The 26729-nt window shown below is 44.6% G+C and carries 26 protein-coding genes; 5 read left to right on the top strand and 21 right to left on the bottom strand.

The features are described 5' to 3' along the window. Positions 1-166: 166 nt before the first annotated feature. The 6 genes from ACFVRY_RS04480 to ACFVRY_RS04455 all read right to left on the bottom strand — a co-directional run bounded on the left by ACFVRY_RS04480 (position 167) and on the right by ACFVRY_RS04455 (position 5689). On the bottom strand, positions 167-481 hold the full coding sequence (locus ACFVRY_RS04480) for a helix-turn-helix domain-containing protein (RefSeq protein WP_387497691.1): 315 nt from the start codon (positions 479-481) through the stop codon (positions 167-169). 97 nt (positions 482-578) lie between these two features. Continuing rightward, positions 579-1394 carry a MerR family transcriptional regulator gene (locus ACFVRY_RS04475; protein ID WP_387497689.1) on the bottom strand — a complete coding sequence of 272 codons (816 nt, stop codon included), beginning with the start codon at positions 1392-1394 and terminating at the stop codon, positions 579-581. A gap of 67 nt (positions 1395-1461) precedes the next feature. Further along, positions 1462-2457 carry a FecCD family ABC transporter permease gene (locus tag ACFVRY_RS04470; protein ID WP_387497687.1) on the bottom strand — a complete coding sequence of 332 codons (996 nt, stop codon included), beginning with the start codon at positions 2455-2457 and terminating at the stop codon, positions 1462-1464. A gap of 2 nt (positions 2458-2459) precedes the next feature. Beyond that, on the bottom strand, positions 2460-3473 hold the full coding sequence (locus ACFVRY_RS04465) for an ABC transporter substrate-binding protein (protein WP_387497685.1): 1014 nt from the start codon (positions 3471-3473) through the stop codon (positions 2460-2462). Between the two features lie 297 nt (positions 3474-3770). Further along, positions 3771-4919, bottom strand: coding sequence for an MFS transporter (locus ACFVRY_RS04460; protein WP_387497683.1), 1149 nt, complete (start codon positions 4917-4919; stop codon positions 3771-3773). Between the two features lie 32 nt (positions 4920-4951). Further along, entirely contained in the window at positions 4952-5689 is a 738-nt protein-coding gene (locus ACFVRY_RS04455) for an SDR family oxidoreductase (RefSeq protein WP_387497681.1), read from the bottom strand. Positions 5690-5876: 187 nt separating this feature from the next. Between ACFVRY_RS04455 and ACFVRY_RS04450 the strand changes: the two genes are divergently transcribed. Beyond that, complete coding sequence (locus tag ACFVRY_RS04450) at positions 5877-6812, top strand: AraC family transcriptional regulator (protein WP_387497679.1); 936 nt, start codon at positions 5877-5879, stop codon at positions 6810-6812. A 175-nt stretch (positions 6813-6987) separates the two neighbouring features. On the opposite strand, the gene ACFVRY_RS04445 is transcribed toward ACFVRY_RS04450, so the two are convergent. Continuing rightward, a complete protein-coding gene (locus ACFVRY_RS04445) occupies positions 6988-7953 on the bottom strand; it encodes an AraC family transcriptional regulator (protein WP_387497677.1) in 966 nt (321 codons plus the stop codon). A gap of 200 nt (positions 7954-8153) precedes the next feature. Between ACFVRY_RS04445 and ACFVRY_RS04440 the strand changes: the two genes are divergently transcribed. The 3 genes from ACFVRY_RS04440 (at position 8154) to ACFVRY_RS04430 (ending at position 10628) form a co-directional block, all read left to right on the top strand. Next, positions 8154-8984, top strand: coding sequence for an SDR family NAD(P)-dependent oxidoreductase (locus ACFVRY_RS04440; protein WP_387497675.1), 831 nt, complete (start codon positions 8154-8156; stop codon positions 8982-8984). Positions 8985-9248: 264 nt separating this feature from the next. Next, on the top strand, positions 9249-9773 hold the full coding sequence (locus tag ACFVRY_RS04435) for a GNAT family N-acetyltransferase (RefSeq protein WP_387497673.1): 525 nt from the start codon (positions 9249-9251) through the stop codon (positions 9771-9773). Between the two features lie 30 nt (positions 9774-9803). Then, on the top strand, positions 9804-10628 hold the full coding sequence (locus ACFVRY_RS04430) for a MerR family transcriptional regulator (RefSeq protein ID WP_387497671.1): 825 nt from the start codon (positions 9804-9806) through the stop codon (positions 10626-10628). A gap of 25 nt (positions 10629-10653) precedes the next feature. On the opposite strand, the gene ACFVRY_RS04425 is transcribed toward ACFVRY_RS04430, so the two are convergent. From ACFVRY_RS04425 to ACFVRY_RS04375, 11 genes are all read right to left on the bottom strand, one after another. Then, positions 10654-11508 (bottom strand): alpha/beta fold hydrolase, encoded by an 855-nt coding sequence (locus ACFVRY_RS04425; protein WP_387497669.1) that lies wholly within the window; start codon positions 11506-11508, stop codon positions 10654-10656. A 256-nt stretch (positions 11509-11764) separates the two neighbouring features. Then, positions 11765-12910, bottom strand: a complete 1146-nt coding sequence (locus tag ACFVRY_RS04420; RefSeq protein ID WP_387497667.1) for an ElyC/SanA/YdcF family protein — start codon at positions 12908-12910, stop codon at positions 11765-11767. A gap of 321 nt (positions 12911-13231) precedes the next feature. Beyond that, positions 13232-13450: a hypothetical protein gene (locus tag ACFVRY_RS04415; protein WP_387497665.1), complete on the bottom strand. Its 219-nt coding sequence runs from the start codon at positions 13448-13450 to the stop codon at positions 13232-13234. Positions 13451-13687: 237 nt separating this feature from the next. Further along, complete coding sequence (locus ACFVRY_RS04410) at positions 13688-14482, bottom strand: SDR family NAD(P)-dependent oxidoreductase (RefSeq protein WP_387497663.1); 795 nt, start codon at positions 14480-14482, stop codon at positions 13688-13690. Between the two features lie 415 nt (positions 14483-14897). Further along, positions 14898-15935 carry an AraC family transcriptional regulator gene (locus ACFVRY_RS04405; RefSeq protein ID WP_387497661.1) on the bottom strand — a complete coding sequence of 346 codons (1038 nt, stop codon included), beginning with the start codon at positions 15933-15935 and terminating at the stop codon, positions 14898-14900. A 36-nt stretch (positions 15936-15971) separates the two neighbouring features. After that, entirely contained in the window at positions 15972-18572 is a 2601-nt protein-coding gene (ppsA, locus tag ACFVRY_RS04400; protein ID WP_387497659.1) for a phosphoenolpyruvate synthase, read from the bottom strand. 214 nt (positions 18573-18786) lie between these two features. After that, entirely contained in the window at positions 18787-19881 is a 1095-nt protein-coding gene (locus ACFVRY_RS04395) for a phosphotransferase enzyme family protein (protein WP_387497657.1), read from the bottom strand. A 310-nt stretch (positions 19882-20191) separates the two neighbouring features. Then, complete coding sequence (locus ACFVRY_RS04390; RefSeq protein ID WP_387497655.1) at positions 20192-20980, bottom strand: energy-coupling factor transporter transmembrane component T family protein; 789 nt, start codon at positions 20978-20980, stop codon at positions 20192-20194. After that, positions 20970-21797 carry an ATP-binding cassette domain-containing protein gene (locus ACFVRY_RS04385; protein WP_387497653.1) on the bottom strand — a complete coding sequence of 276 codons (828 nt, stop codon included), beginning with the start codon at positions 21795-21797 and terminating at the stop codon, positions 20970-20972. Before ACFVRY_RS04385 ends, ACFVRY_RS04390 begins: the two co-directional genes overlap by 11 nt. A 17-nt stretch (positions 21798-21814) precedes the next feature. Then, positions 21815-22699: an energy-coupling factor transporter ATPase gene (locus ACFVRY_RS04380; RefSeq protein WP_387497651.1), complete on the bottom strand. Its 885-nt coding sequence runs from the start codon at positions 22697-22699 to the stop codon at positions 21815-21817. A gap of 38 nt (positions 22700-22737) precedes the next feature. Further along, positions 22738-23289, bottom strand: a complete 552-nt coding sequence (locus ACFVRY_RS04375; protein ID WP_387497649.1) for a biotin transporter BioY — start codon at positions 23287-23289, stop codon at positions 22738-22740. A gap of 237 nt (positions 23290-23526) precedes the next feature. On the opposite strand from ACFVRY_RS04375, the gene ACFVRY_RS04370 reads away from it, so the two are divergent. After that, complete coding sequence (locus ACFVRY_RS04370) at positions 23527-24510, top strand: biotin--[acetyl-CoA-carboxylase] ligase (protein WP_387497647.1); 984 nt, start codon at positions 23527-23529, stop codon at positions 24508-24510. A gap of 95 nt (positions 24511-24605) precedes the next feature. Here ACFVRY_RS04370 and ACFVRY_RS04365 read toward each other — a convergent pair whose 3' ends face one another. The 3 genes from ACFVRY_RS04365 to ACFVRY_RS04355 form a co-directional block, all read right to left on the bottom strand. After that, positions 24606-24872 (bottom strand): GNAT family N-acetyltransferase, encoded by a 267-nt coding sequence (locus tag ACFVRY_RS04365; RefSeq protein WP_387497771.1) that lies wholly within the window; start codon positions 24870-24872, stop codon positions 24606-24608. Positions 24873-25394: 522 nt separating this feature from the next. Further along, complete coding sequence (locus ACFVRY_RS04360; RefSeq protein WP_387497645.1) at positions 25395-25532, bottom strand: hypothetical protein; 138 nt, start codon at positions 25530-25532, stop codon at positions 25395-25397. A gap of 175 nt (positions 25533-25707) precedes the next feature. After that, entirely contained in the window at positions 25708-26631 is a 924-nt protein-coding gene (locus tag ACFVRY_RS04355) for an aminoglycoside phosphotransferase family protein (protein WP_387497643.1), read from the bottom strand. Positions 26632-26729: the final 98 nt, after the last annotated feature.

Genomic DNA, 26729 nt, shown 5'->3' with positions numbered 1-26729 from the left:
CCGTAGACTCCGTTGTAATGCTCGTAGACCTTCTTCACAAGCGCTTTGTCTGCTTGATCCCGATCTTGATCTTTGCGTTTAAGATAGGCGTAGTAACCACTTCTGGAGACACCGAAAATCTTACAGAGTTCTCTAACAGGATACTCTTTTGCGGCTCTCTCAATGCTTATATACCTTTGCGTTTCATCTCCTGCATCCAGATTTCTAAACACTTTTTTAGCATTTCGTTTTCCCGTTTCAGCCGCTGTGCCTTTCTGTCCTGATCCACATATTCTTCTCGTCTTCCCCGATGATCGATGAGTCCAAACTCACCGAATTCTTTATACTTCTTCATCCAATCTTTGAGACGATGTCTGTCTGTAATTCCAAACTTCTCCATGATTCTACGGTATGTCCAACCTTCTACTACGTGAAGTCGTATTGCCTCCACCTTTGTCTCGTATGAATATTCTTTAAATTTCTGTCCCTTAACCGCTGGCATAAAAATGCACCCCCTAGAATTTCATCGGTTAAACCAGGGGTTTAATCCAATGTCTATTCTAAGGGGTGCACTTCAAACTAGAGGGTCAAGTTATTAATTATCGGCTAAAAGGTAATAAAATTTCTGTAACGTACTTATCCACGCTATTAGTGATCCCATAATCAATCAATGTGATTTCAATTGAATCACCGATGATTGTATAACCGTGCTGTTTACTATACTTAAGTAGTTCTTCATAAAACCCGGCTGCATGGACATGTGTCCCGCTGAATCGAACTCTGAAATATTCACGGGCGGGAAAAATGACTTCCGCTTTGGGGATATTATCACCTTCCTCTAAAATCATGAAAATACTGTTGTAGCGGTCAAATGTATTGGCCTCAATATCCTGAAGCGCAACGGATATCCCGATTTTGCCGAGGAATATACTTTCATCAATATTGAAATTTTTCCGGAGTTCGGCAATTGGATACTCAATATCTTCACCAGGTCTATAATCATGGGTTAAAAGGGCCACTCTTAGTTTAGGCAGCTTCACCTCCGTAATTGTACCCAATGGTTGATTGATTGCATCATGGATCTGGGTCAGGCGTCGTTTGATTTTTCTATCGATCAACTCTAGTTCTCTTTTTTTATTCGCAATTTCCGCTTGTTGCCGATTTAACATCTCAATCAGTTTATCTGTATCACGGTAGTCGAAGAAATCCAAAAGGTCGCTGATCGGCACGCCCAAAGCTCTTAAATATTTGATCGTACTTAATCTTTCAAAATGTTGAGTTGAATAATAACGATAGTTATTGTTCTTATCTATATACTCTGGTTTCAAAAGCCCAATCTCATCGTAATATCTGAGCGTGGAGATTTTAACTTGAAATAATTTTGATAATTCACCTATTGTGAATAATTCCTTCATGCCGATTCCGCCTTTTTCAAATATCTGTTCATAAATCATATCTTTAAGACTTTCTTATGTAAACCCGCTACATATTCTTTGCGGAACGCAGCAGATATAGAAAGAACGGAGCGCCAAGCGCGCCCATAACAACACCGACTGGAAGTTCTACAGGAGCAAATGCAAGCCTTGCGATAAGATCTGAAGATTCTAGGACGATAACTCCTAATAGTACACTGGCCGGCAGTAGGAAGCGATAATCTTTGCCTACGATCAATCTGGCGATATGGGGAACAATTAATCCGACGAATCCGAGCAACCCAACTACGCTGACAGAGGCTGCCGCCAGAATGGAAGCGGTGGCAATCAGCAGCAACCTTACCGTTTCGACACGCATGCCCAGAGACTTGGCGATCCCATCCCCCAGCAATATGACGTTAATACGGCGACTGCCCATTAGAGCAATGGCCGTTCCTATAAGGATATAGGGCCATAACATGGACACATGGGGCCAGCTTTTTCCGGAGAGGCTGCCCACCATGAAGGAAAGCGCTCCTTCCACCCGATCACTGTAAAAGGTGAGCAAAGCAGAAATGGCCGAGTTTAAAAATGCAGAAACAGCTACCCCGGCCAGAATGAGCCGAACAGGAACCATTCCGTTCTTCCATGCGAGTGCGTAGATTAGCAGCGCAGTGGCTACCGCTCCAGCAAAAGCCGCCGGAACGAGCATTTCTCCATATTGAGGAAGTGCCAGAATCATGGCCATCCCGACAACGCCTGCACCTGACGATACGCCAATAACGTGAGGGTCTGCCATTGGATTACGCAGAACACCTTGAAGGATCGCACCAGACAAAGCCAGACCTATCCCAACGAGCGCTGCAACTAGCACTCTCGGCAAACGGATATTCCAGATGATGTCGTAGGCCGCATGTTCCTGATTGCCCCATAAGATCGAAAGGATCTCTGTAGCTGGGATCTTAACGGCACCAAACATGAGACCAAGCAGCATGCTGAGAACCGAAAGCAGCACAAGTAGCAGCATAATGGCATAACGCCAATTTTGTTTATTAAATAGAGACATTGTTATTGTGCTCCTGAAGAAGATGGAAATACAATTTGCTTCATATAGGCTACTGATTCCGAGACCTTCAGTCCAGGATTAGTGACGAACATGGATGGCGGGAGAATGTTAAGATGTCCGGATTGTACGGCTTGAAGTGATTTCCAAGTGGGGTTACTCTGTAATTGAGATTTGATCATTCGCCGAGCATCTTCGTCCGATCCGTGAACAACGATAAAAATATAATCAGGATTCAACTCCACCAGCTTCTCCATGCTGAAAGGGACCGAACTGGGCATTTTGCCTGCGGGAAGCTGTTCCGCGATATTGTTCATCTGAAGCAAGCCTGCAATATCGAGTGCGATACTGGATGATTTTTGCAACGACGCGGTATTGGCCATCAGCGTAATTATCGCATAAGACGGCTTATCAGCTGGTAAATCCTTCGTCAGTTCGTTCAATTTTATGTCCATTTCATTGATCGCCGTTTGGGCCTGCTGCTCTTGCCCGATGATTTGGCCGAACAACTTGGTGTTGCTGCGAATATCCTCGATGGATTTGACCGTCAGGATCGCAAACGGAATGCCGGCATCTGCAAACGTGCTGGACAGATTCTTGTGGAAAAGAGGCTGCCCGATCACCAAGTCCGGTTTCAATTGAAGGACTTCCTCCATGTTAATACTGTTGATTGCGCCTACCTGCTTCACATCCGTAGCTTGCGCTGGAATGTCGACGCCTTGTGAGGTTGCGATTCCCACGGTTTTACCGCCCACTTGATAGAACAGTTCTGTTAGTTCATTGTTCAAAATGACGATTCGTTCAGGCTTCTTTTTCAGGGTTACGGTATGGCCACTCAGATCTTGAAACGTTAGATAGGACTCAGTCATCGTCTTCGAAGCTGGAATGCCATCTTTTTCCTGCTGCGTATGATCTGAAGGTTGAACGGAAGACGACTTCTCCGTCTGTGACGCTGCGCCGCACCCGGCGGTTACTACTAGCAATACAGCGATTAATGTTAAAAACGTGATTTTTCTCATTTGTACACTCTCCTCTTGGACGGAACGGTTTTACATAATAGTCCTCAGCCCTTGGTCTTAAAGCCTTCGAACCAAATGGATAACATTGGAATTTTATCCGATGTCCAGTATAGGAGCAGTATACAAATATTATTTGTTATTCAATATAGCCCGACCTAGCTATATTACAGAATAATTGTGTCCAAATTGTGATGGGACAATATAAGCGTTCCTCATTTTTCAGATGCAAACGAACCTCCAAAAACATAAAAAGAAACCCAGGTTATTAACCCGGGTTTCTCGAAACTCTGATAGCGATCAACGACTGCTCATTCTTCGTGATAACTGTACAGCCCCGAATGCGACAACAATTGCTGCGGCGGCAATCCAAGTGATCGCGGACAGTGAGATCCGCTCGACCACCAGACCGCCCACTCCGGCACCGGCTGCCATCGCTAGCTGAAGCACCATACTATTCAAGCTTAACATAACTCCCGTCGATTCAGGAGCGATAGTAATTACATGCAATTGTTGGGGAGGACCCAACGACCATACTGCAATCGACCAGAGAATCAGCATGGCGATCAGCAACACCGGTACATGAACACCAAACGCAATCAGAACTAGTGCAATGCCGTTCAGCCCAAGTCCGGCTATGAGCACACGATGAAGCCCCCATTTGTCGGTTGCATAGCCACCGGTGCGAGACCCAATCAGGCTGGCAATGCCAATTACGAACAGTATCGTGTTAAGAGTACCGTCACTCATCCCTACTGCCGTCAACAAGAATGGCGTAATGTAAGAATAAAAGATGGAATACCCAATGATCCAGAAGAATGTCACGGATAAAGCGGTCAACGCTTTCGGCTGCTTCAGCAGGGCGAGTTGTTTGCGCAGCGATACCACCTCTTCTCCCTCTGTACGCGGAATAAGCAGCGCAATCAGAACAATAGCAACAAGTCCAAGCACTGCAATGACTCCGAATACAGCCTTCCACTCGTAAGCGGTAGCCATGATCCTCCCAAGTGGGACCCCGAAGATCAAGGAAGCTGTAAAGCCCATCAGCACTGCTGCCAGTGCGCTACCCTCCTTGCCCGGCCGAGCGACCTTCGTTGCGATCGTCATGGATACGACAACAACAACACCGGCGCTAATCCCCATCAGTATCCGGGAGGCATTCAGCAGTGCAATCCCTGGCAGAACATAAGCAAGTGCATTGCTCAGGACAAAGAATCCGATTGCGGCAAGAAGCAGCTTCTTGCGTTCCATACGCGCGGTCATTACCATCACTAGCGGCGTGCCGAAGGCATAGGCCAGCGAGAAGACCGTAATCAACTGTCCGGCTGTGACGAGCGAAACCCCTGTTGATGCAGCTATTTTATCCAGAATTCCAGCTATAACATATTCCGAAGTACCGACAAGAAAGCTGAGAATCGCCAAGATATATATTTTAAGTGTACTAGACATGAAAATGTTTGTTCCTTTCCTGTTACTGATATTTAATTGAACCCGCCGTTTACCCGGATCGTCTGCCCCGTTATCCAACGGGCTTTGTCACTGACGAGCAGATCCACCACATTAGCGATGTCTTCTGGCTCCCCAAGCCGTCCAAAGGCGTTCATCCGGCTGAACGATTCAATTAATTCCTGTGATTTTCCATTTAAAAATAGCTCGGTCGATACTTGACCAGGTGCTATGCAATTGATGACGATGTCTTTGAGACTGAATTCCTTTGCCAATTGGCGAGTCAACTGCTCGACTGCACCTTTCGTTGCGGCATAGACGCTATATGTTGGAAGCATCGCGCCCGACACGGAGGTCGAGAAATTGATGATCGTCCCGCCCTTTTCCATATGCTTCATCGCTTGTTGGCAAGCGAAATACGTGCCTTTCACGTTGATACCGAACTGCCGGTCGAATATCTCCTCTGTTACTTCCGCGATGGGCGTGCATACCATAACGCCAGCATTATTGGCCAGAATGTCTAAGCGTCCCAATTGCCCGATCGTCTCCATGAATAATACTTCGACTTCACTCAGCTTGCTCACATCGGCGCGAATGGCTATTGCTTGTCCGCCAAATTGCTTAATCACCTGCACAACCTCATCTGCTTTATCCTTATTCAAGGCATAATTGACGACTACCTTCGCACCGGATTGCGCTAATTGAATGGCCACTTGGCGTCCAATACCCCGGGAAGCCCCTGTAACAATTGCAACTTTTCCACTTAAACTCATTATGTCTCTCCCCTTTATCTTTGTTTGTAGATTTTCGGTGATCAGCCGTAACTCGGCTTTGCTAATTCATTATAGTAAGTACATGCCTTTTTCCGTTAGACCAATCCTGTCCGATGCTTGCCTAATTCTCTTCTGACTACATATAATAAAAGAAAAGTACATCCTTCCTGGATAGGAGCCTGCAAACATGAATCACAACCATGAATCACAGCGCATAGAGGAAACCTTGCAACAGTTAGCGCACTTGATTCGGCGGCATACTCCGTCGAGCGGCACGCATCAGACGGCTGTACCTTCTCTGTCATTGATGCATGCTACACATTTGTCTGAACCGATTGAATCTATATATAAGCCCTCCATTTGCGTCGTCGCGCAAGGGGCGAAAACGGCTACACTGGCTGACGAAATCTATCGGTATGACCCTTCGACTTATCTGGTCATATCCGTTGAATTACCGGTAACCAGCAGAATTCTCAAAGCTTCACCCGAGAGCCCGCATCTAAGTCTGCGGTTAGGCTTCGACTCTGACGTAATACTCGACATCGTCAAAGAGACGAATCGCCTCGCTTCTGCCCCCATGGCAGCTAGCCCGGGCATAGCCGTGGACCATATGTCTCCCACATTACTTGCAGCCACCGTGCGGCTGATGCAGTTATTAGACGAACCTGAGGACATTCCCATTCTGGCACCACTCGTCATCCGTGAAATTCTATATCGAGTGCTTCAAGGCGAACAAGGTGCGCTGATCCATCAATTCGCTATTGTAGGCAGTCAAGCACACAACATCGCCCAAGCGATCCAACAGATTAACCGGCAATTCGACCGCCCTCTGGTGGTCGATCAGCTAGCAAAGTCAGTGAACATGAGCACCTCAGCATTTCATAAACATTTTAAGCGCGTCACGGAGATGAGCCCGTTGCAATATCAGAAAACGGTGCGTTTACAAGAAGCAAGACGCTTAATGTTAACGGAAACCGTTCAAGCCTCCGATGCTGCTTTTCGTGTTGGCTATGAGAGCCCGTCCCAGTTCAGCCGGGAGTATGCCCGCATGTACGGACGACCACCGATGCTGGATGTTCAAAATCTTCGCAGTGCCAAGACAAGTACAGATGTGCTTAGCTGAATTTAATTAATAGCAATAAGAGAAAAATCGACTCACCACGAATAACCCAGGCGCCTTGATGATTATGGTTAAGGTAATAAAAAAAAGCATCTTCAAAGTTAGATTCCATCTAACCTTGAAGGTGCTATTTCGTCTTCTTATGGAGTAGCTTGTTGGAAATTCAATATAGGTTAAGCTATACACCCAGGTCTATCAGTATATTGTCAGCATAAGCAGATTTATGAGCGCTTTCCTTGGCATGATTGCTAATCGTACGGATGTCTTTAAGCGGTGGTAGGCCGAAAAACCGTTTGTATTCACGGTTGAACTGCGTCACACTTTCGTATCCAACATCCAGTGCAGCTGAAGTGACATCAATATCGTCAGTAAGCAAAATTCTGCGTGCTTCCTGAAGCCGGAGCTGCTTCTGATACTGGATCGGACTCAGAGTAGTGACCGCTTTGAATTTGTGATGCAAGGTAGAAGAACTCATGCCGCCTGCCTGGGCAATCTCCTCTACGGTAAGGGTACGGACAAAGTTTGCTTTTACATAATGGATAGCCTTGCTGATGCCTGCCGCATCATGATGCAGCAGCATGTTATTGTAGAAGCGCGCGCCACCCTCGTCAGTCAGCAGGCGGTAAATCAGCTCACGCTTGACGCCAGATGCAAGAAAATCTGCCGCATCACGGTCTGTAGCCAGATGCAGAAGCCGCTCAAGCACATGCAGTACCTCAGCCCCAGTCTTGCCTATAAATGCCCCTTCTGAGAGTTGGTTCTCACCACTAACTCTGAGATTAGCTTCCAGAGCAACGGATGCAATCTCGTCCGTTGTAAAGGCTATTCGGATCGCTATGTACGGCACTTCCTGCGTGGCTTGGACTATCTGGCCTTTGATCGGCATATCAAGGTTGGATGCAATATATTCTCCAGCCCCATAGTTGTAGGTACTATTGCGGACAATTAGCGTTTTATTGCCTTGGAGAACTACACAAATCCCTGGATTGAAAAGTCCTTGTTGGATCGTGGTCGGCCGATTTGCTTTCAATAGCGAAACAAACGAAATGCCGGTCTCGCAGATACCGCGGGAAAAGGAATAAGCATCGCACAAGTGTAACAATCGCTGGATAACAACTGAAAGCTCCTCGTTAAGATGGGACATGGGCATCTTCCTCTCTATTGTCTGGCGAAATGGAACAGCGTTCCGGTTTGGATACCCTCTTCCAGCTCATCGGAGTTTTAGGCAAAAATCAAGCACGATTCGACTATTTCCCCCATTATAATCACACTATAATCAAATACACAAGGCCACGGGAGACAGGCCTTGCAAATAAGAAAAACTTAAATTAGGGAGAGGATTACATGTCTAAAGTATGGTTAATTACTGGAAGCGGAAGCGGTCTAGGCCGAAATATCACTGAAGCTGCACTTGCCAAGGGTGAACGTGTAGTCGCAACAGCTCGTAATATTGAACAGCTCGATGATCTGGTTAAGCACTATGGCGATCAGATCCGTGTCGCTACGCTGGACGTGACCATTGAAGAAGCGGCACAAGCCGCGGTTCAACTCGCACTGGATGCCTTCGGACGGCTGGATGTCCTGGTCAACAATGCAGGGTATGGTGATATTCACCCTTTTGAAGAAACAAGCTCTGAGGATTTCAAGCAACTGATGGATACCTGTTTTTACGGGGTGGTATATCTGACGCGTGCAGCATTACCGATTATGCGCAAGCAGCGGAGCGGGCATATCCTTAATATTTCATCGGTTGGTGGGCGCTTGGCAACTCCGGGAAGCGCTGCTTACCATGCAGCCAAATGGGCAGTGGGTGGCTTCACAGAAGCGGTAGCTATGGAAACATCTCATTTCGGTGTCAAAATCAGCGCACTTGAACCTGGAGGCATGCGTACGAACTGGGTAGGCCGCGCGATCAATAAACGTCTTCCATTGCTTCCGGATTACGAAGCATCGGTAGGTGCGCTTCTCAAAATGATGGATGGCCTTCAGGGGCAAGAGCAAGGCGATCCGGTAAAAGTGGCCGATGTCGTCCTTCAGTTGGCTTATGCGGACGAGCTGCCTGCACATTTGCTGCTTGGTGTAGATGCTGCAAAAGGTGCTGAACTAGCCGAACAACAACGTGCTGCCGATGCTAAGCGCTGGCATGAAGTCACCATCTCAACAGAATATGAGTGATACAGTGTGACCGCAAGCATTTGCTGTTGATTTAAATTTAAGGGCGCCGAACCGCGCGAAGGTTCGACGCCCTTAATTGTGAATAAAAGCGACGTTGCCGGAGAGGCAGAGTTGCATGGTTCGGGCGATTTTGGATGAAACCGACAGCTATCCCCACCGGACATTTTTGAAGAGATATGTCCCCTCCCTTGACTCTGGTATTGTACTAGGGTTTATCGTGGGGAGTATCAAATATGACTTCTAAGAATCAGGGTGATTAAGTTGATGTGTACAGAACGGTTTGATCAAGTGTACGACATTATGAAGCAGTCTTTCCCCGAAGCGGAATATCGGGAATATTCGAAGCAGAAGAAACTGCTCTCTAATTCACGATATCGTCTTCACACAGAGGTGAACGAGCAGAACGAAGTGATTGGTTTTCTGGCAGGCTGGGAGTTCGAGACGTTCAGGTACGTTGAGAATGTAGCTGTCTCCCCTAACATTCGTGGAGGTGGCATAGGCAAGCGGTTAATGGAGCGTTTCATGAAGCAGTCCGACTTGCCGGTCATTTTGGAGGTCGAATTGCCTAATGATGAGCTGAAGCGGAGAAGGATCGGATTTTATGAACGTCTGGGATTTTGTTTGTTAGACTATTCTTATGTGCAACCACCGCTACGCGCAACGCAGCAAACCCTGCCACTACAAATCATGAGCTATCCGGTAGGTTTGACTTTAACGCAATTTGAAATGGTGAGGGAATTACTGTATAAGGAAGTATATGGCGTGCCTGCGGCACACCCCCACGTTTAGAATAGATAATTGCAAGCAGGAAGGAAACCGATGAAGAACAATTATAAAATCAATGAAATCTCAAAGCTCTACGGAATAGGCGTCGATTCCTTACGTTATTATGAGAAACTTGGCCTGTTGATCCCCCGTCGAGACGACAACGGATATCGTCTGTACAGCCTTCAAGATATCTATAAATTGAATATCATCCGGGATCTACGAGAACTGGATTTTACGATGCAACAGATCAAATCGTATCTAGATCAGCAAAGTGTCGAGAATACGCTTGAATTGTTACACACTGAACAGGAAATGATTAAGGAACGGATCGCAAAGCTTGAAACAACGCAGCGTATCATTCAGAGCAGAATCAAAGTATTGACCGACGCGCAGCAAATTCTGACGGGGATCTTCTCCATCAAAACATATCCCGACCGCCCCTGTCTGCAGCTCAATACACGCATAACAAGGGACGAAGAAATGGATTATGCCATCAAGAAGTTGCATCAGAAGCATAAAAGCCACATTTTGGATTTAGGTAATCAATTATACGGTGCGTCTGTGTCACTTGAGGAATTAAAGCATGGTTTGCGAGATGTCTTTAACTCGGTCTTCTTTATCTTTGATCCTGCTGAAGCTGGAAAGATCGACTATGATTATATCCTCCCGGCTGGCGATTATCTGTCATTCTATTACCGGGGCAATTACCGCCAAAGTCACGAAAAAATGCTTGAGGTCGTTGCACATGCCAACGAAAAAGGCCTCCGTCTATTAGGAGACCCTTTTGAAATTTATGAAATCGATAACCGTGATACGATCATTACGGAACAATTTTTAACCGAAATCCAGTTGAGAATATGTGATGCTGAACTTTAGTAGAGGTACGGCCCCGGCCACTTGTTCATATTCCATTATTCTTTAAAAAATTTAGCATCTGTTCACCGATTTCAAGTGCATGTGTTTCCAATGCAAAGTGCCCTGTATCCAATAAATGAATCTCCGCTTTGGGTAAATCCTGTTTAAAAGCTTCGGCACCGGCCGGAATAAAGGATACGTCATTTTTCCCCCATACTGCCAGTAAGGGCGGCTGATATTCTTGGAGATACTTTTGAAATTGCGGGTATAATCTTACATTGCTTTGATAGTCGAAAATTAAATCCGATTGTTTTTCATCATTTCCCGCACGAGACATATAAGCAATATCAAGCGTATAGCCATCTGGAGAAACCTTATTGTCTTCTGTACCTTGAACATATTGATTCTTGATCGTATCAGGTGCAAATGCTGTGCGATAACTTTCTCTCTTTTCTGGAGTCGGATGATTCCAATACTCTTCTCGTGCTGCCCATTTTTCACCTAGTCCTTCACGATAAATGTTTCCATTCTGGCTTATTATTGCCGTTACACGCTCTGGACGGTGCATGGCGATCCGAAAGCCAATCGGAGCTCCATAATCAAAGACGTATAACGCATATTTAGTGAGCATTAGTGTATCAATCAAAGACTCCATTACATCAGTAATATGGTCAAATGTATACTGGAATTCTTCTCTGTCAGGTGATGATGTCTTCCCGAACCCCGGATAATCAGGAGCAATGACATAATAATCTTTCTCCAACACAGGGATTAGTTCTCTGAACATGTGACTAGCAGACGGAAAGCCATGCAGCAATAAAATGACTGGTTTATCTGGATTACCCGCTTTGCGATAGAACACCTCTAATCCTTCAACCTCTACTGAATGATAAGTCGTCATATAAACCTCCTAATTTTACTAATGATTATTCCCCATTCTGGACAGATATGCACAATTTAAATAGCAGAAATTCTGTCTCTTCTATGATGATACATCGTTCTTGCAATCATGAATAATGCAAAAATAAGATACTGAGTATCTTTTTCTAATATATCTGTCATGGATCAGTCAAAAAGAAAAGGCACTACCCTGAGCTTGTCCTGTAAAGGAACGCCCCTAGATAATGCCCTAAAGCTTATTTTTTCATTGCAAAAAGTTATCTTTGCAACCCAGGATATTGCCAAATGCCAGAAGTTCTAAGCAGGTCACGGTAAATAACGAGCTTTTCATCATTAGTTACTTTCTGCGCTTCTTCAAGAGACTTGTAATCCAAATACACAGCGTTCGTAAAGTTTCTGCTTGCTGCTTTACCGTTCATTTTGCTATAGAAGCTATCGGCCTCTTTAAAGACCGCGAGTGCTCTACGGATGTGGCTTGCACTGGTCACGATCGTAACGTCTTTCAGGCCTTCTTTTTCCAGAATGGCAGTGGAGAACAGACCGTTTTCAACGGTATCCGTAGATTTATTTTCGAGAATAATTCTATTCGGATTAACGCCTTGGGCAATCAACCACTGGCTCATGGCATCGGCTTCTGTAACACCTTGCTTCGGTACTCCGCCTGTTACAATGATTTTCGAATTCGGATATTTATTTGCTACAGCAAGTCCTGATTTCAAACGCTCAATTAGCGTCTCTTTCATTGTTCCGTCATCAGCAAGGGCATAACCGAGAATAACAATGGCATGATTCTTGGACTGCACGTTTGTTGGAACTGTAGTGATTAGCTTTTCATTAAATACCTTCTCTGTACGCTCAATCTTTTGCAGATACTGATTGGTTTTCTGAGCATTAATCAGTTTCAGCTTAGCAATAGAAGCTTTGTAAGTAGCCGTGTCTCCAGTTGCCTTCGAATATACACCGTTAAGCAGGTTTGCATTAAAGTTGCTAGGATCCAAATTCAAAATCTGTCTATACGTATGCAGAGCTTCCGGAACTTTTTTCTCGATGATTAGTGTAGAAGCAAGCGAGAACTTCAAATCCAGATCGAACGGGTCAAGGAGTGTTGCTTCTTTGAAAGCGTTCTCTACTACGTCATATTTCCCTTTAAGTGTAATACCTTTGAAAATATCCTTCTCGGACTGCTGAACATCACCACCATGCCAGTAGTAATACATAGCCAGGTCCTTATATTGATTAATTCTCTCATATGTCGGCTCATCATTTCTAATCTGCTGTACGTTGGCATTGTCTGCCCCTGCGGCTCTTACTGGTGCTGTCGTTGTCACATACGCCGTTGCAAGTGTAACTGTGGTCATCGTAACCGCTAAAGCCAAACCTAACTTTTTCTTGATGTCTCTCATGTTGTCCCCCACGTCTTCGTATTGCCCCATTGTAATGGGACTGGTTCACTAACTGACTATGTAAAGTTAACACTGATTTATCAACTTAGAATGAAGATAAGGTAAATCTATTGTAAAGGCGTGTAGGATAAATATGTTAGCATTTATTATTTTAGATAAATAATATACGATTAGTGAACTAGCTCACTGAGTAGGATCGCCTGTACAACAAAAAGCCCCTGCATTGGCAGAGGCCTATTGGTGTTCGAGATTTATCAGTTAGAATTCGATGATGATCTTACCGAAGCGCTCTCCTTCGATAAACCGCGTGATGGCTTGTTTCTAATCCTGTATCGGATATACCGCTTCAACCACCGAAATAACTTGTTCTCTGGCTACGTATTTTAAAATTTCCTGCAGATGTTCACCTGTCCCGTGAGCTACAAACAAGTAAGGATTATTCTCCGTAGCTGTTAGCTCGGAATGTCCAACAAGCTGAGGATTGGCATCCACAAATACACCGTCCTCTTTGAGCAATTTCTTAGCCTCTTCAAATTTCATGCTTCTGCGCAAGTCAATTATAATATCAAACTTCGTATTCAAGTCTTTGGGTGCAACTTCAATAATTAAACCAATATAAGTTATAACAACGAACCATCAGCTCCATGACCAGCGAACGGACCAAATCCGGAAACGTTATACGCTCTAGGGGCTGACCCCTGGGAGTGAACCCGAAAGTATGACGCTTTTTGCACGGATATTATTCCAAGATGTATTTAAAGTCTTTATGGAAAAAGTTTAAAAAATCGTCGGGACCATTCCCCCATCCATACGGATTGGAGAGCCTTTAAAGGCGGATGCATAAGGGCTGCATACAAATGCAGCGAGTCGACCGATTTCCATAGGTCTGATAAATCGCTGTATCTCAGATTGAGGCAGGTTTTTAGTCATAAAGTCTTTCTCTTTTTCCACAAAAGGCATCTCTTCATTAGGGTAGATTCCCTCAATGATTTGCTGTACATTCTCAGAAAGTGTGGGTCCTGGCATAATAGTATTGACGGTAACTTCTGTGCCTACAGTTAGCTTGGACAAGCTTTTAGAAAGCGATAACAGCATTGATTTGGTCATGCAGTATTGCGGCATTTGACCTGAAGGCATAACTGCTTCCTCGCTCGCAATAAAGATAATGCGGCCATCATTATTTTTCAACATTTTAGGCAAATAAAATTTAGATAACCCGTTAGCAGCAAGAACATTAGTCCGGAAATAGTGTTCCCACACTTCATCGTTAACGTCCTCGTACTGCATAATTTCGTAGATCCCAGCATTGTTAACCAAAATATCGATATTTGGGTATTGTTCAAATAACGCTTCTCTTTGCTCTAGATCTACAATATCGGCTGTAGCATTCTGAGGTATGGTAGCCGGGTAATTGGTTTTTATTTCATGTACAGTTCGCTCTACCTCTTCCGCATTTCGTCCATTTATAAGTACATTAACCCCTTCTTTGGCAAGTTCAATGGCGATGGCTTTGCCTATTCCTTTGGTCGATCCTGTCACTAAAGCTATTTTCCCCTGTAATCGCATATCCATATCTACTCTACTCCTTTTTATTTGCATCTATATAAAATGAGCTTAAAATCCTAACGTAAGACTCGGTAGTCACTACGGTGGAATGTTTGGACTTCCGGCCGCTGTTGTCTCCAGATTTCTTTCCATTGTATCGCGGTTGCGGTTGAAATCTGGAGACTGCTTATGCTTCCGATGCGAGCTTTCCTGCGGAAAGCTTTCAGGCGGTCGCTACCGCTCCTACAGTTCCAAACTTCCCCCTTCGCTCCTTCTCGTTTTTTGTTATTTTCTTTTGTTCATCTTTATAGTTGCAAGCTACTCCGTAGTTTTATTTACAACAGCCTTGCGCTCCGGATAGGGATTATATTACGTTGTCTTGGGGGTTCAGTAACTAGCGCAAGACGCCAAAGTTCTTGTTTAACACGCCAAACGTAAAAAGTCAGTACATAGTAGCATTCTCGGACATCGAATCTGCACCTAAATGCTCAGCACGCCAATTGGAAGGAGTGTCATCTTCCCATAAGCGGAAAGCACGGTAGAACGAGTTCTGGTCTTCATATCCAATTAGAAAAGCGACTTCTTTAATATCGAGCGAGGGGTCTGCCAAATACTCCAGTGCCTGCTCGTGTTTTGCTTGTGTCAACAGAAGCTTGAAGCTTGTGTTCTCATCAGTAAGCCTGCGCTGTAAGGTCCGACCACTCATATTGAGTTCTTTTGCGACGGAATGAATGTCTGGTTGTCCTCCGGTGAGGCTGCGTTTCATGATCCATTTGACTTTCTCTGTGACGGAGCGGATGTTCTGATGCTTCCCCAGCGATTCGTCCAGAACAGGCGTCAGGATCTCCAGCAGCTCTTCGTTATACGACAGAAAGGGGATGTCCAAATCTTTTCGATGCAGCGTCAGCCGATTACTCTTTGCACCAATCCGAACAGGGCAGCCAAAATAAGCCTCAAGCGCTCGTACATCACCCATCGCCTGCGTAAATTCAACCAATTGTGCCGTCAAAGGTTGACCTGTGCTCCGGCGCCCAAGCTCCAATAGATTTGCTAACGTGATCCCAATCAGCAGCGGTGGACCAGACTGATCAGTATACAACCATTCCAGTTCGATTACACAGCTTTCTCCCTCCTCTGTGATACGCAAGCTTTCGGGCGGGCATAGTTGCTTGTACCGAGCCATTCGGCTCAGCGCGTCACGATAGTCACGAGCATGGTAAGTCGCCAAGACGGAGGGTGGGTACTTCGCTGTTTCATATACGGTCGCAAGTTCGATAATGCCTTTGGCAATATCACCAATAAGATCAGAATACGCCTGCCAGATCGCGAAATATTGAGTGGTAGTGACTACTGGTTCAGTAATAATGGTAAGCGGCAGCCCCGCTTTGCGAGCTACATCGTGGGCGGCAATCCCCAATTGACGCAGTCCTGCCCAAAACCCTTGCGGTAGCTTAATACGGTCAGAAGTATTAGACTTCATACATATGGTTCTCCTTTTTCTATTACAAATGCACCCTTACAATATTTCAATATATCCTTCCGTTCCATGCACGCGAATACGCTGTCCATCTTTAATCAACTTGGTAGCATTCTCCACCCCAACAACCGCCGGCAAGCCATATTCACGGGCGATCACAGCTCCATGGGTCATCAATCCACCTACTTCAGTGACCAAACCTTTGATGGATACGAACAATGGAGTCCAGCTAGGGTCAGTAAAAGCAGTAACTAAGATATCTCCAGCTTCTAGATCAGCATCATCCATGTTTAAAATAACACGTGCTCGTCCCTCAATCACCCCGGAAGAAACAGGTAAACCTACAATCGCTTCGGCAGGGAGATTCTCGCGTTTGTACACCCCCGTAATGATTTCTCCATCAGACGTGAGTACACGCGGCGGAGTTAGTTTTTCATATCGTTTGTACTCGTCTTTACGTGTGTCTATGATCTGGCAATCTAATTTTTGTGTACGTACGACCTCGTGAAGTTCATCAAAAGTAAGATAGTAGATATCTTCTTTGTTATGAATAATCCCTGTCTGGACGAGTGCCTCAGCTTCCTGTAATATAGCTTGCTTATAAACGAAGTAGCGATTAACCATGTCGTATTTGGGATACTCCCGATAGCCGCTGAAGTTTCGGATCAAGTCAATCCGGTGTTTGGTTTCGGTTGCTTTCTGCTCTCCGTCTGGCAATGCCTTTAGGCGTTCTAATAGATCTTGCTCTTTACTCAGGGCTTCGAATCGCCCTTGTTCAAATTTCCGCTGACTGGCCTTTGGCTCAAAGTTTTTGATATTACCAAGTAGGATCGGGACAAGGGCTGCAGGTTTTTCGCTCCAGCGGGTTCTCGTGATATCAATTTCGCCGGCACACCGCATTCCGTATTTGTCCAGAAAAGCAGAGATCGCCTCATACGCTTCCTGTCCTCCACGAACTTTAAGCAGTTCATCCCCCAAGATATCTTCTTTTAGTTGCTGTAAATAATCAATGGCTTCCGGGTAAGGACGAATGACATCCGCGATATCCAGGAGCGCCAGCCCCATCTCTGAAGTAATATTATTCTGTACAGATTGGGACAGGATGTCAGCTGCACTTTTTTCACCTAACCATTCTTGCATTTTTTCATTAATCCATGCGGACGCATTCATGCCAGCCATAATGACTTTCGTACTTTGCGGGTCAAAGAGAAGCTTCTTTAATTCCTGTAAATCTTCCAGGATAAAATCAAATAAGTCTGCGCCTGATTTTCCTTTGATATTTTGTTTTAATGCCGCTAATGATGTTTCACTATTCTTAATCAATTCCAAAACAATGGAGTGATCGGTTTCGATTGGTGCTGGCATACCTGCGTAATTTTTGGCTTTGTTCGGTGCTACGGTATCATTAGGTAATAATTTTATAAAATCCTCTCGCGCTAAAATGGTCTTGAGTGCATCTTTGACGAGCGGTTCGGACTGCCCCATCATATTTAATATGATATCTCTGCTAGCAGGTGAAGCCAGCTGAGGTGTGACATCAACAAAGAGCCTTCCGCCAGCAGTACGCATAGGTGCGCGAGTTACTAGCAGATAGAACGATAATCCCAGTGGCTTCATGGCATCCGTCATCATTTGCTGGTGGCCTACGGAGATATAGACACGATTCTGTTGATCGTTCGCTTCAGGGATCGGATATAACGTTGTGATCGGCCGGCTCTGAACAATATAAAAGACATCGTCTGCTAAACACCATTCAATATCTTGCGGACTACCAAAATAAGCTTCAATCTGCCTTCCGATGCTTGCTAAATGTAAAATTTGTTGATCAGTCAGTGTCTGAGACTTTTGCCGATCATGATCGATCTGCCGAGTCTCTGTTCCACCTTCTTGACGACCATAGATAGCCAACTTCTTGGTTGCTATTCTCTTCTCGACGATTGTATCTTCCCGTACTTTATAACCATCGGCAGAAACCAAACCAGAGACCAGTGCTTCTCCAAGTCCATAACTGGCATTGATCGATAGCAGCTTCCGGTTTGAAGTCATCGGATCAGCGGTAAATAAAATCCCGGAGGCCTGCGGGAACACCATCCTTTGCACGATAACGGATAAATAAACTTGACTGTGATCAAATCCATTTTGCATACGGTAGATGACCGCGCGATCTGTAAATAGGGATGCCCAACATTTGCTGATATGCTGCAAAATTGCTTCTTGGCCAATGATATTCAAATAAGTGTCTTGTTGGCCGGCAAAAGAGGCATGAGGCAAATCTTCAGCCGTCGCACTAGAACGCACAGCATAAGCATGTTCATCTCCAAACTTGGAGAGATAATGGGTGACTGCTTGTACAACCTTGGATGGAATTTCCGCCTCCAAAATGATCTGTCGAAGCGTCCCGCTGACTTTAGCAATTTGATCCCGATCTTCCACAGTTAGCATGGTTAGTTGATCCAACAGAGCATGATACGCTGCGTTTTGTTCGATAGCTTTTTGATATCCTTCAGTTGTAACACAAAACCCCTCTGGTACTTGTATTCCTTCAATTTTGGATAATTCCCCTAAGTTTAAACCTTTTCCGCCGACGAGCATAAGCTGTGTGTTGTCCATTTCCTGAAAACCGAGAACCAAAGAACGCATTCCGCATCTCTCCTAACCATTCATTTGAGAAAAAACATTTGACAATAATTTCGCCGCCATGATAAGATAGAAATATAAGATGCATTATCTATGTAATTGAATAATTAATGAGTCGCGATATGATTATATCATCGTGTCTGTTCATATGCAATAAGAAAGAACCTGAATGCAATATTCAGGTTCTTTCTTTGTTTTCCCGCTATCTATAGTGTATTTAAGAATCATGGACCTCGCCCGTAGCTCTTTCCGAAGCACACTCGAAGGGCTCTTCACACGAATAAATTTCGTGAAAAAAACCCATATACGGAATATCATCCTCCATGCATTTTATGAGATACGACAGTTCCTCATCACACTCTGGCTCTTCACCGGCGTGCCGCATACACTCGAATGCATCTACTATACTTTCCAACAGATCTATTTGGATGAATAAAGGTAGTTGATCCAGCATTGCATCTCCGATATTGGTCTCGGATCGGTATCCCTCGAGGCAGACTCTGAAATAATCCTCCATAAACTTCTTACGTTTATTGGCGTCTGGTTCAAATTGTATCCAGCCCACCCCGTTTCTCCAGATCGACGCCAGGTCACACATATACCAACAGAAACACGAATTATCAAAGTCATATACAGTGATTTGCCCGGTAGCAAAATCAATATGATAATTCCCGTCCCCGTAATCAAAATGAATCATACCATAGGACTCATTGCCTCGGTCCAAACCATCCAATGTCGTAAGAAGCGCTATTAGCTTTTCCTTCAACTGAGATAAGGAATCGGGGATTAATTCATTAATAAATTGGGCATTGTATTTATCAAAAAAGCTATACCGGCGCTGGACAGGCGTATATCCTTTCGACAACTGGTGCAGCTTACCCAGGGTTTTACCGCAGTTATAATAATATTCGGTAATCGGAACGCCTTCCAGGTACTGATAATTATTTTCCACCAGCTGTTTACCTTTGGCCTTTTCAAATAAGCAGATAAAAAAAGTGTGATTATGATGAGAGATCTCTTCCAGCAGGTTCCCCTTCCGGGAACTGACTACATTCGATACGCTGCCGCCATGCTCGAATAGATATCTGATGTACTGGACTTCGGCCAGAAAATCTTCCCGGCTCCTGTCATTCAAAAAGGCGATTCGGAGTATTTTGGCATCAGCGCCGTCTTTTTCATAGTTATAAGCGATATTCCGCCCTCCGTCGTGTGCGTTAATCCGGCTGACCTCATAGCCCTCCAAGCCATATAGCTCTGATACTAATGGGAGTAAAGAGGCATCCCCGATTTGAACAACTTCGTCATAAGTCATAACATTTCCCCTTTAACTAATTATTTGTTTAAAACCCAATCATTTTGAACTATATGTATACTTTACTAATAACTTCCGGTAAATGGGATAGTAGAAAACAATTAAAATTGATTGATCCTGTTTAGTGTGTATAAGCAGTCTACTTTTACTGAGTTCTCCCCGCAGCGAATGTCCCAGAACTGGGCTCCGTTCTAGTGTACACACTGACACCAAATAATGAGCCGTTACTAATCTGTATACAAAAAAGTCACATCAGATATTATTCTAATGTGACTCTATAATACGCTTAGCTTAATTGTTCTTTTGCAACTCACAGGCAAAGGATTAGCACTACAAAAGCAAACGTTAATCCGCCTGCGGCATAATCCGCCTGCGCGAAATTCAGCTCCTTATAGGAAGTTCGGCCCCTTCCATCTCCGTAGGCTCTCGCATCGATTGCTAAAGACAGTTGCTCCGCTCGCTGAATCGTTGTAACGAATAGCGGAATCAGTATTGAAGTATAAGCAACGATCTTCTTATAGCCTTTGGTAGACGTAGTGTCATACCCTCTAGCCTTTCGAGCCAGCATAATGCGATCAAGCTCTTGGATGATCGTTGGTATAAACCGGATGGCGAGTACGATCATCAGTGCAAAAGCTTCGACCGGAACGCCTAAGCGAGACAGCGGTTTAAGCAGCTTTTCAAGACCCTTCGCCAGATCCAGCGGTTTGGTTGTTAACGTGAGCACCGAAGCAAGTAAGATCAGCAATATCATTCTCCAAACAATAAAGCTGCCGTTCTTTATCCCTTCTAGTGTTACTTTTAGAAAGAAGCCTGGCCAGAGCGGCGTTCCATCGGTCAGCACGACATGATACAAAAAGGTGAAGGACAGAATGAAGAGAATAGGCTTTAATCCTCTGAAGACCATTACAACCGGCAATTTAGCGGTCAGGATTAACCCTGCCACCAGGACAGTTGTCGCTACATATCCGGCAAATGTTTTAAGCAGAAGAAAACTAATCATGATGACAAGAATGCTCAATAGTTTGGTTCGGGGATCCAGCCGGTGAATGACTGAGCCAGTATCCGCATATTGACCCAGTATGATTTTATCCATCATGTTGAATACCCCTTGCCTGCCAGACTGATCTAACCTGCTGCATAATGTCCGCTTCTCTGCAACTGACTGGTTCTATAATACGGCCGGACAATTCCTCGATCAGCTTAAGGAGTTGTACAGGCTCCGGTAAAGGCAGCCCTGCTTGCTCCATGAACTCTGTATGTTGTAAAAAAAGCTCATTCGTATTCATCTGTACCAATAAACGTCCACTATTAAAGATCATAACCTCATCCGAATATTCAGCAACATCTTCCATCTGATGAGAAATGAAGATTACCGTTCGATTCTTTGTCTGCTGCCATGCTTTGATCTGGTCAAGGAGCGCGATCCTGCTTAAGGGATCAAGTCCAACAGTGGGTTCATCCAGAATTAGCAACTCGGGATCTGCAATAAGCACCGAAGCAATGGCGACACGCCGCTTTTGTCCCCCGCTGAGCTGGTATGGAGACGCGTCCAGAAGGTCTGACGAGAGCCCCATTTGCTGCATAATAGATTCTATTGCCGCCTGCGTATCCCCAGTGGGGCCATTTCTTATTTTCTGAGCAAAGGCGAGTTCTTTATAAACAGTTGTTTCAAAAATTTGCTGCTCCGGATTCTGAAACACATAGCCTATCTGTGGAACGACCTTCATATTCCCTTTACTGTCCCGCGGAAGCGGCTGTTGGTTAAAAGTATATTCCCCCCTGAATGAAGGGATCAGACCTTTTATAAGTTTGGCAAAAGTGGACTTACCGGCCCCGTTGTGACCTATGACAGAGATCCACTTCCCTTCCTGAAGCGTACAACTCAAAGATTGCAGGACCTCTCTGCCGTTCATACTTACATTTACATCCTTTAACGCATAGACCATAAGGTGGTGATCGTCTCCTTCCAATCCGAACCCAAGGGGACATTTAACCTGAGCTCACGATGCAGCCTAACAGCAAAGGGAGGAGCCAACTGGTCGGCCAGAGATTCGGTCTTGAACAAGTCTGACGGCGTACCGTCGAAACAGATGCTTCCGTTACTCAGAAGGAGAACCCGATCTGCCGAAAGGATCTCATCCATATGGTGAGTGATATGGATGATCGTCAACCCTGAACGATGAAGGGTGCGCATCACCTCAAGGATGTCCTTTCTCTCCTGCGGATCAAGCATGGAGGTTGCCTCATCGAACACCAGGAAAGAAGGACGCATGGCCAGAATAGCCGCAATCGCAACCCGTTGTTTCTGGCCTCCTGACAGCTGATGCGGCATCGCGTCCATGTATTCTTCCATACGGACTGCTTGTAATGCCTCTTGTACCCGTGGCATCATTTCTTCTCTTGCGATGCGAAGATTTTCCAATCCGAATACGACTTCATCTAAAACGGTTGTCGTAATAAATTGATCTTCAGGATTCTGAAAGACCAGTCCGATCTGCTCACGAATCTTTTTCAAATCCACATTCTGAAGGGTATTCAAATGATTAAATCTTACTTGTCCTTTCCTGGGCAGTAGCAATCCGTTCATCAACTTGGCAAGTGTGGATTTCCCGCTTCCGTTCCCTCCGACGATGGCGACAAATTCTCCTTCTTGAACTTCGAAGCTCACATCTTGAATGATAGGATGCTCTCGGCGGTAATGATAATTAACTTGATCAAAAACAAGCATTTGTGTTACTCCCTTCGTTACTTCGAAGCCGAGAAAAAGCCCTCCAGCTCGGTAGTAACCAGTCTGGAAGGCTTTGGCTTTCGCCAAAGTGTAATCATTCGCTCAGGTCTATTGAAGCAATGGTTCTAAGCCTGTACTTTTTCTTCAATAGGGCTAATCGCTTTAAGCTGCATCGTAATGATGGCTGCAATGACGGCTTTAATAATATCACCTGGAACAAAGGCTATCGAACCTATTAAGGCAGCCCAAATGGACGTATTTGTAATCAGAGCCATGACAGGGGCACCAATGAGATACACCACTATTACACCAAAAATCAGATTCACGACAACCAGCTTCCACGTTTTGACCTGCAACCAGATTTTCTCGGAAGCCCATCCGATGAGAAAGGCCGAAATCGGCCAGCTGAATATGTAACCTGCAGACGGTCCAACCAACGCCACCAGACCACCGTGTCCGCCTGTCAGCACAGGTAATCCAATGGCCACGAGAATGATGAAAAGAACAAGACTTAGGCCGCCGGTTTTTCTGCCCAGAAAACATCCAGCTAACATGACACCCAATGTCTGAGCAGTGATTGGAACGGGAATGAATCCGAGTGGTATAGGTGGGATCAGACCCAGCACCGCGATTAGAGCGGCGAATAATGCCGCATAGACAAGTTCTTTTGTTTTCAAGAAATAGACCTCCATTGGGAATGTAAAATGTATTTGATTAAGCTAACGAGCTGTTCCATACGCTGAATTATAATAGAGTGAATTTCAATTGTAAACCCAAAATTATTGTAGGTTCACAATCAAACACTTAAATAGATCATTCATGTACTTAACTTTTATAGCTGGTTATTGACTAGATAAGCATGTTAAAATATAGGGATAAGGTTGTTAGGCATCTATTAGTGGGGGTTTATTGCCATGACGGTAAAAGAACGTATTCTAGCTTTACTCGACGGCAACAGGGGCGAATATATCTCCGGCGAGGAGATAGCTGGAAAGCTATCCGTTACCCGCAGCGCTGTTTGGAAGTCGATCAAATCGCTGCAGAACGAAGGCTACTCCATAACCGCTGTAACAAATAAAGGATATTCACTATCACCTAATACGGATATTCTATCTGCTGTTGCAATTTCGAATTACTTAAATATCGAGTCTAAGAATCTGCAAATTGAAGTTCTCAAGACAGTACCATCAACAAATGAAGCCGTTAAAAAACTCGCCTTGAACGGAGCAACTGAGGGCATAGTGGTCCTTTCGGAAGAACAGACAGCAGGACGCGGTAGAAAAAGCCGGCAGTTCTTTTCTCCCTCGGGAACGGGGATCTATATGAGTATCCTTCTACGTCCGAAGATCTCAGCGCAAGATTCTTTTCTTCTCACGACATCCGCTGCTGTCGCTGTTTCGATGGCCATCGAGAGTATAGCCCATAAGGACACGCAGATAAAATGGGTTAACGACGTATTCATGGACGGTAAAAAGGTCTGCGGAATCCTTACTGAAGCCGCCCTTTCACTGGAAAGTGGTTGGCTTGATTATGCTGTTCTCGGCATTGGTATTAATGTATCACTACCCTCTCATGGATTTCCTGAAGAGATTACAGATATCGCTACATCTGTATTTTCAGATGATAAGAACAGCGGAGATCTTCGTAACCGACTAGCGGCTGAGATCCTCAATAATTTCATGGTTTTCTATGCACGTTTGACGGACAGGTTATTTCTGCCTGAGTATAAAAAGCGTATATTTTTCCTTGGCAAAGTCGTAACTGTGCTGAAGGAGAACAAACAATGCCAGGCAACGGCTATTGATATTGATGACAATTGTCGCCTGAAAGTCAGGTATGAGAATGGCGATGAGGAGTATCTTTCAAGCGGAGAAGTTAGTATTAAAGTTAATGGATAGCTGTGATTCATTGCTGATGGCATGAGTGCGCTCTATCCCTATCCCGCAGCATAAACCAAACCCCAGCCGATTGGCTGGGGTTTGGTTTAGAGCTCTCAAAGATAACGAACTTCTTCCGATACTCCATTGAAGCCAGCGGAGTGATATAAAGATAGTGCGGAACTATTGGCTGTTTCGACTTGAAGTTCTGCGGATGTACAACCGTGGTCTTTGAGATATGTTAATGCCTGAGATAGCAAATACTTTGCAATCCCATGTTTTCGATAAGGATTTCTCACAAATAGATCTTCAATAATTCCATCCCCATCTTCATCAATCCAAGCCATGACACTCCCTACAAAGGTTTCCTCTTCCCTGACAATAACAATAGTTTACGAAGAATTCTTCTGTTTATCAATCAACTGCTTATGTCCAATCGGGGCATCCGGCCAAATTTCCAAATCAACTGCTAAGTATTCCTCCATACGTTCCTCTGAGTCCAATGTCTCTTCTAAACATCGATAGGGGGCAGTGAGAACGGTCTCTTCAATCACCTCGGATAAGTCTCGCCGCATTGTATATAGGCTCTTCGCATAAATATAACCCTTTGAGATGAAATAGTTATTGTTATACTCTTCAGCGGATTGATTCCCAATTCCAACAATAGTCCGATTCGAACTAGGAAGTGTTTCCTTCAACTCGTACGCCCTATTTAACAAACATTCAAGTGGATAATCGTCTTCTCTGAGTGAAAGTACCTTCAAATTGAAATAAATATAGTGCGACCGCTCCTCCGGGCTGCCCGGTGGAACCGTGGAAATAACACTAACTTAAATCGCTTCTAAAACACGGCGAAGTATATGGTCGGGATAATATAAAACATATCCAGCTGACCAGCTGATTCTCTAACAATTGAGTAATTCTGCTACAATCACACCGCTGCCACCTGATATTATTTTTGATAGCTTAGTCTCTTCCTCACTGACCCCTAATTTGTTAAAACATTTGGCGATAACCTGTTCATCATGTGGTTGAGTTCTCATACGGAACAACCCTTCTATTATATGATAAACTTAAGATTCTAACGTAAGGCTCGGTCGTCACTATCTAGCGGTTGAAATCTGGAGATAGCCTGCGCTCCTACAGTTCCAAACTCCCCCCCCTACGTTCCTCCTCGCTTTTTGTTACTTTCTTTTGTTCATCTTGAATGTTGCTCTATCATTTCGACAAAGACAACAGGCTGTCTCGCAGTTCAATATATGCATGATCCCAGCCCATTTTTGCAAAGAATCGTAATCCGTCCAAGCCTTTAAAATATCGAGCACCGATCAATCGGTTAGTAAAATCAGGAATCGATACTCCCATTTCCTCATAATAACTCCCAAAATCAACGGCTAAATCCCTGTTAGGAACGATATGCTCAATTGTAGCAATATCAATCAGAAAATCTCCATACATAAAGTTGCCGTCAATAATCCCCGTGATCTTGCAGCCATCGGAAAGGATATTCCATTCATGACAATCGCCGTGTACGAAGTAGCGATGAGGAGCGTTATATTTGCTGTAATCAAGTAGTCGGGCATAGCATTCGGTAAAAACATCACGTTCAAGGCAAGTGGTATCAAATAACGCATGCCAATTTTCCCAAAAGGTTCCTGGTTGATCCTCTGCATAAACTGCTCTAATAACATCCTCCCAGTTCTCATGGCTTCCAGATCCATCTGGTCTCAGATCCCCGAATCCTTGTTTACTTGTCAAAGACACCTGGTTCATCCTTGTAATTTGATGAATTAGATCCGGGAGTAGCTGGGTTCTCTGATTTACGTCATACTCAGCTAGTGGCTTGCCTTTTATCTTCTCTGAAATACAAAATTTCAATGTGCCCACTTTCCCTGATCCTAATGTCTGTGGAAATAGCACATGATTAGAAGCAAGTAAATTCGCTACATAATCTTCTGTTACAAAGGCTTCTTGGTCGACGTTAAAGCGAATAACGTATTCACTTTGCTCAATCGCAAATGAGAAAACGCTGCTAAAATTGCCACCTTCGATTGTCTGTATGCTCTCAGCAGATTTCCCAAAGTGAGCTTTAACCAACTTCTGCACTTCTTCCATCGAGACTTCCGGTTTACTGTGACCCATTTTTAACCTCTCCTTTTGAGATCCTTTTGAGAAAACACAAAAAGCCGCAGAATGAACTAACGTTCATCCCACGGCTTTTTAATCATACGAATGCCAAA

The sequence above is a fragment of the Paenibacillus sp. NPDC057934 genome (genome assembly GCF_042887565.1).
Lineage (GTDB): Bacteria > Bacillota > Bacilli > Paenibacillales > Paenibacillaceae > Paenibacillus_AQ.
This window is presented reverse-complemented; position numbering and strand designations above follow the sequence as displayed.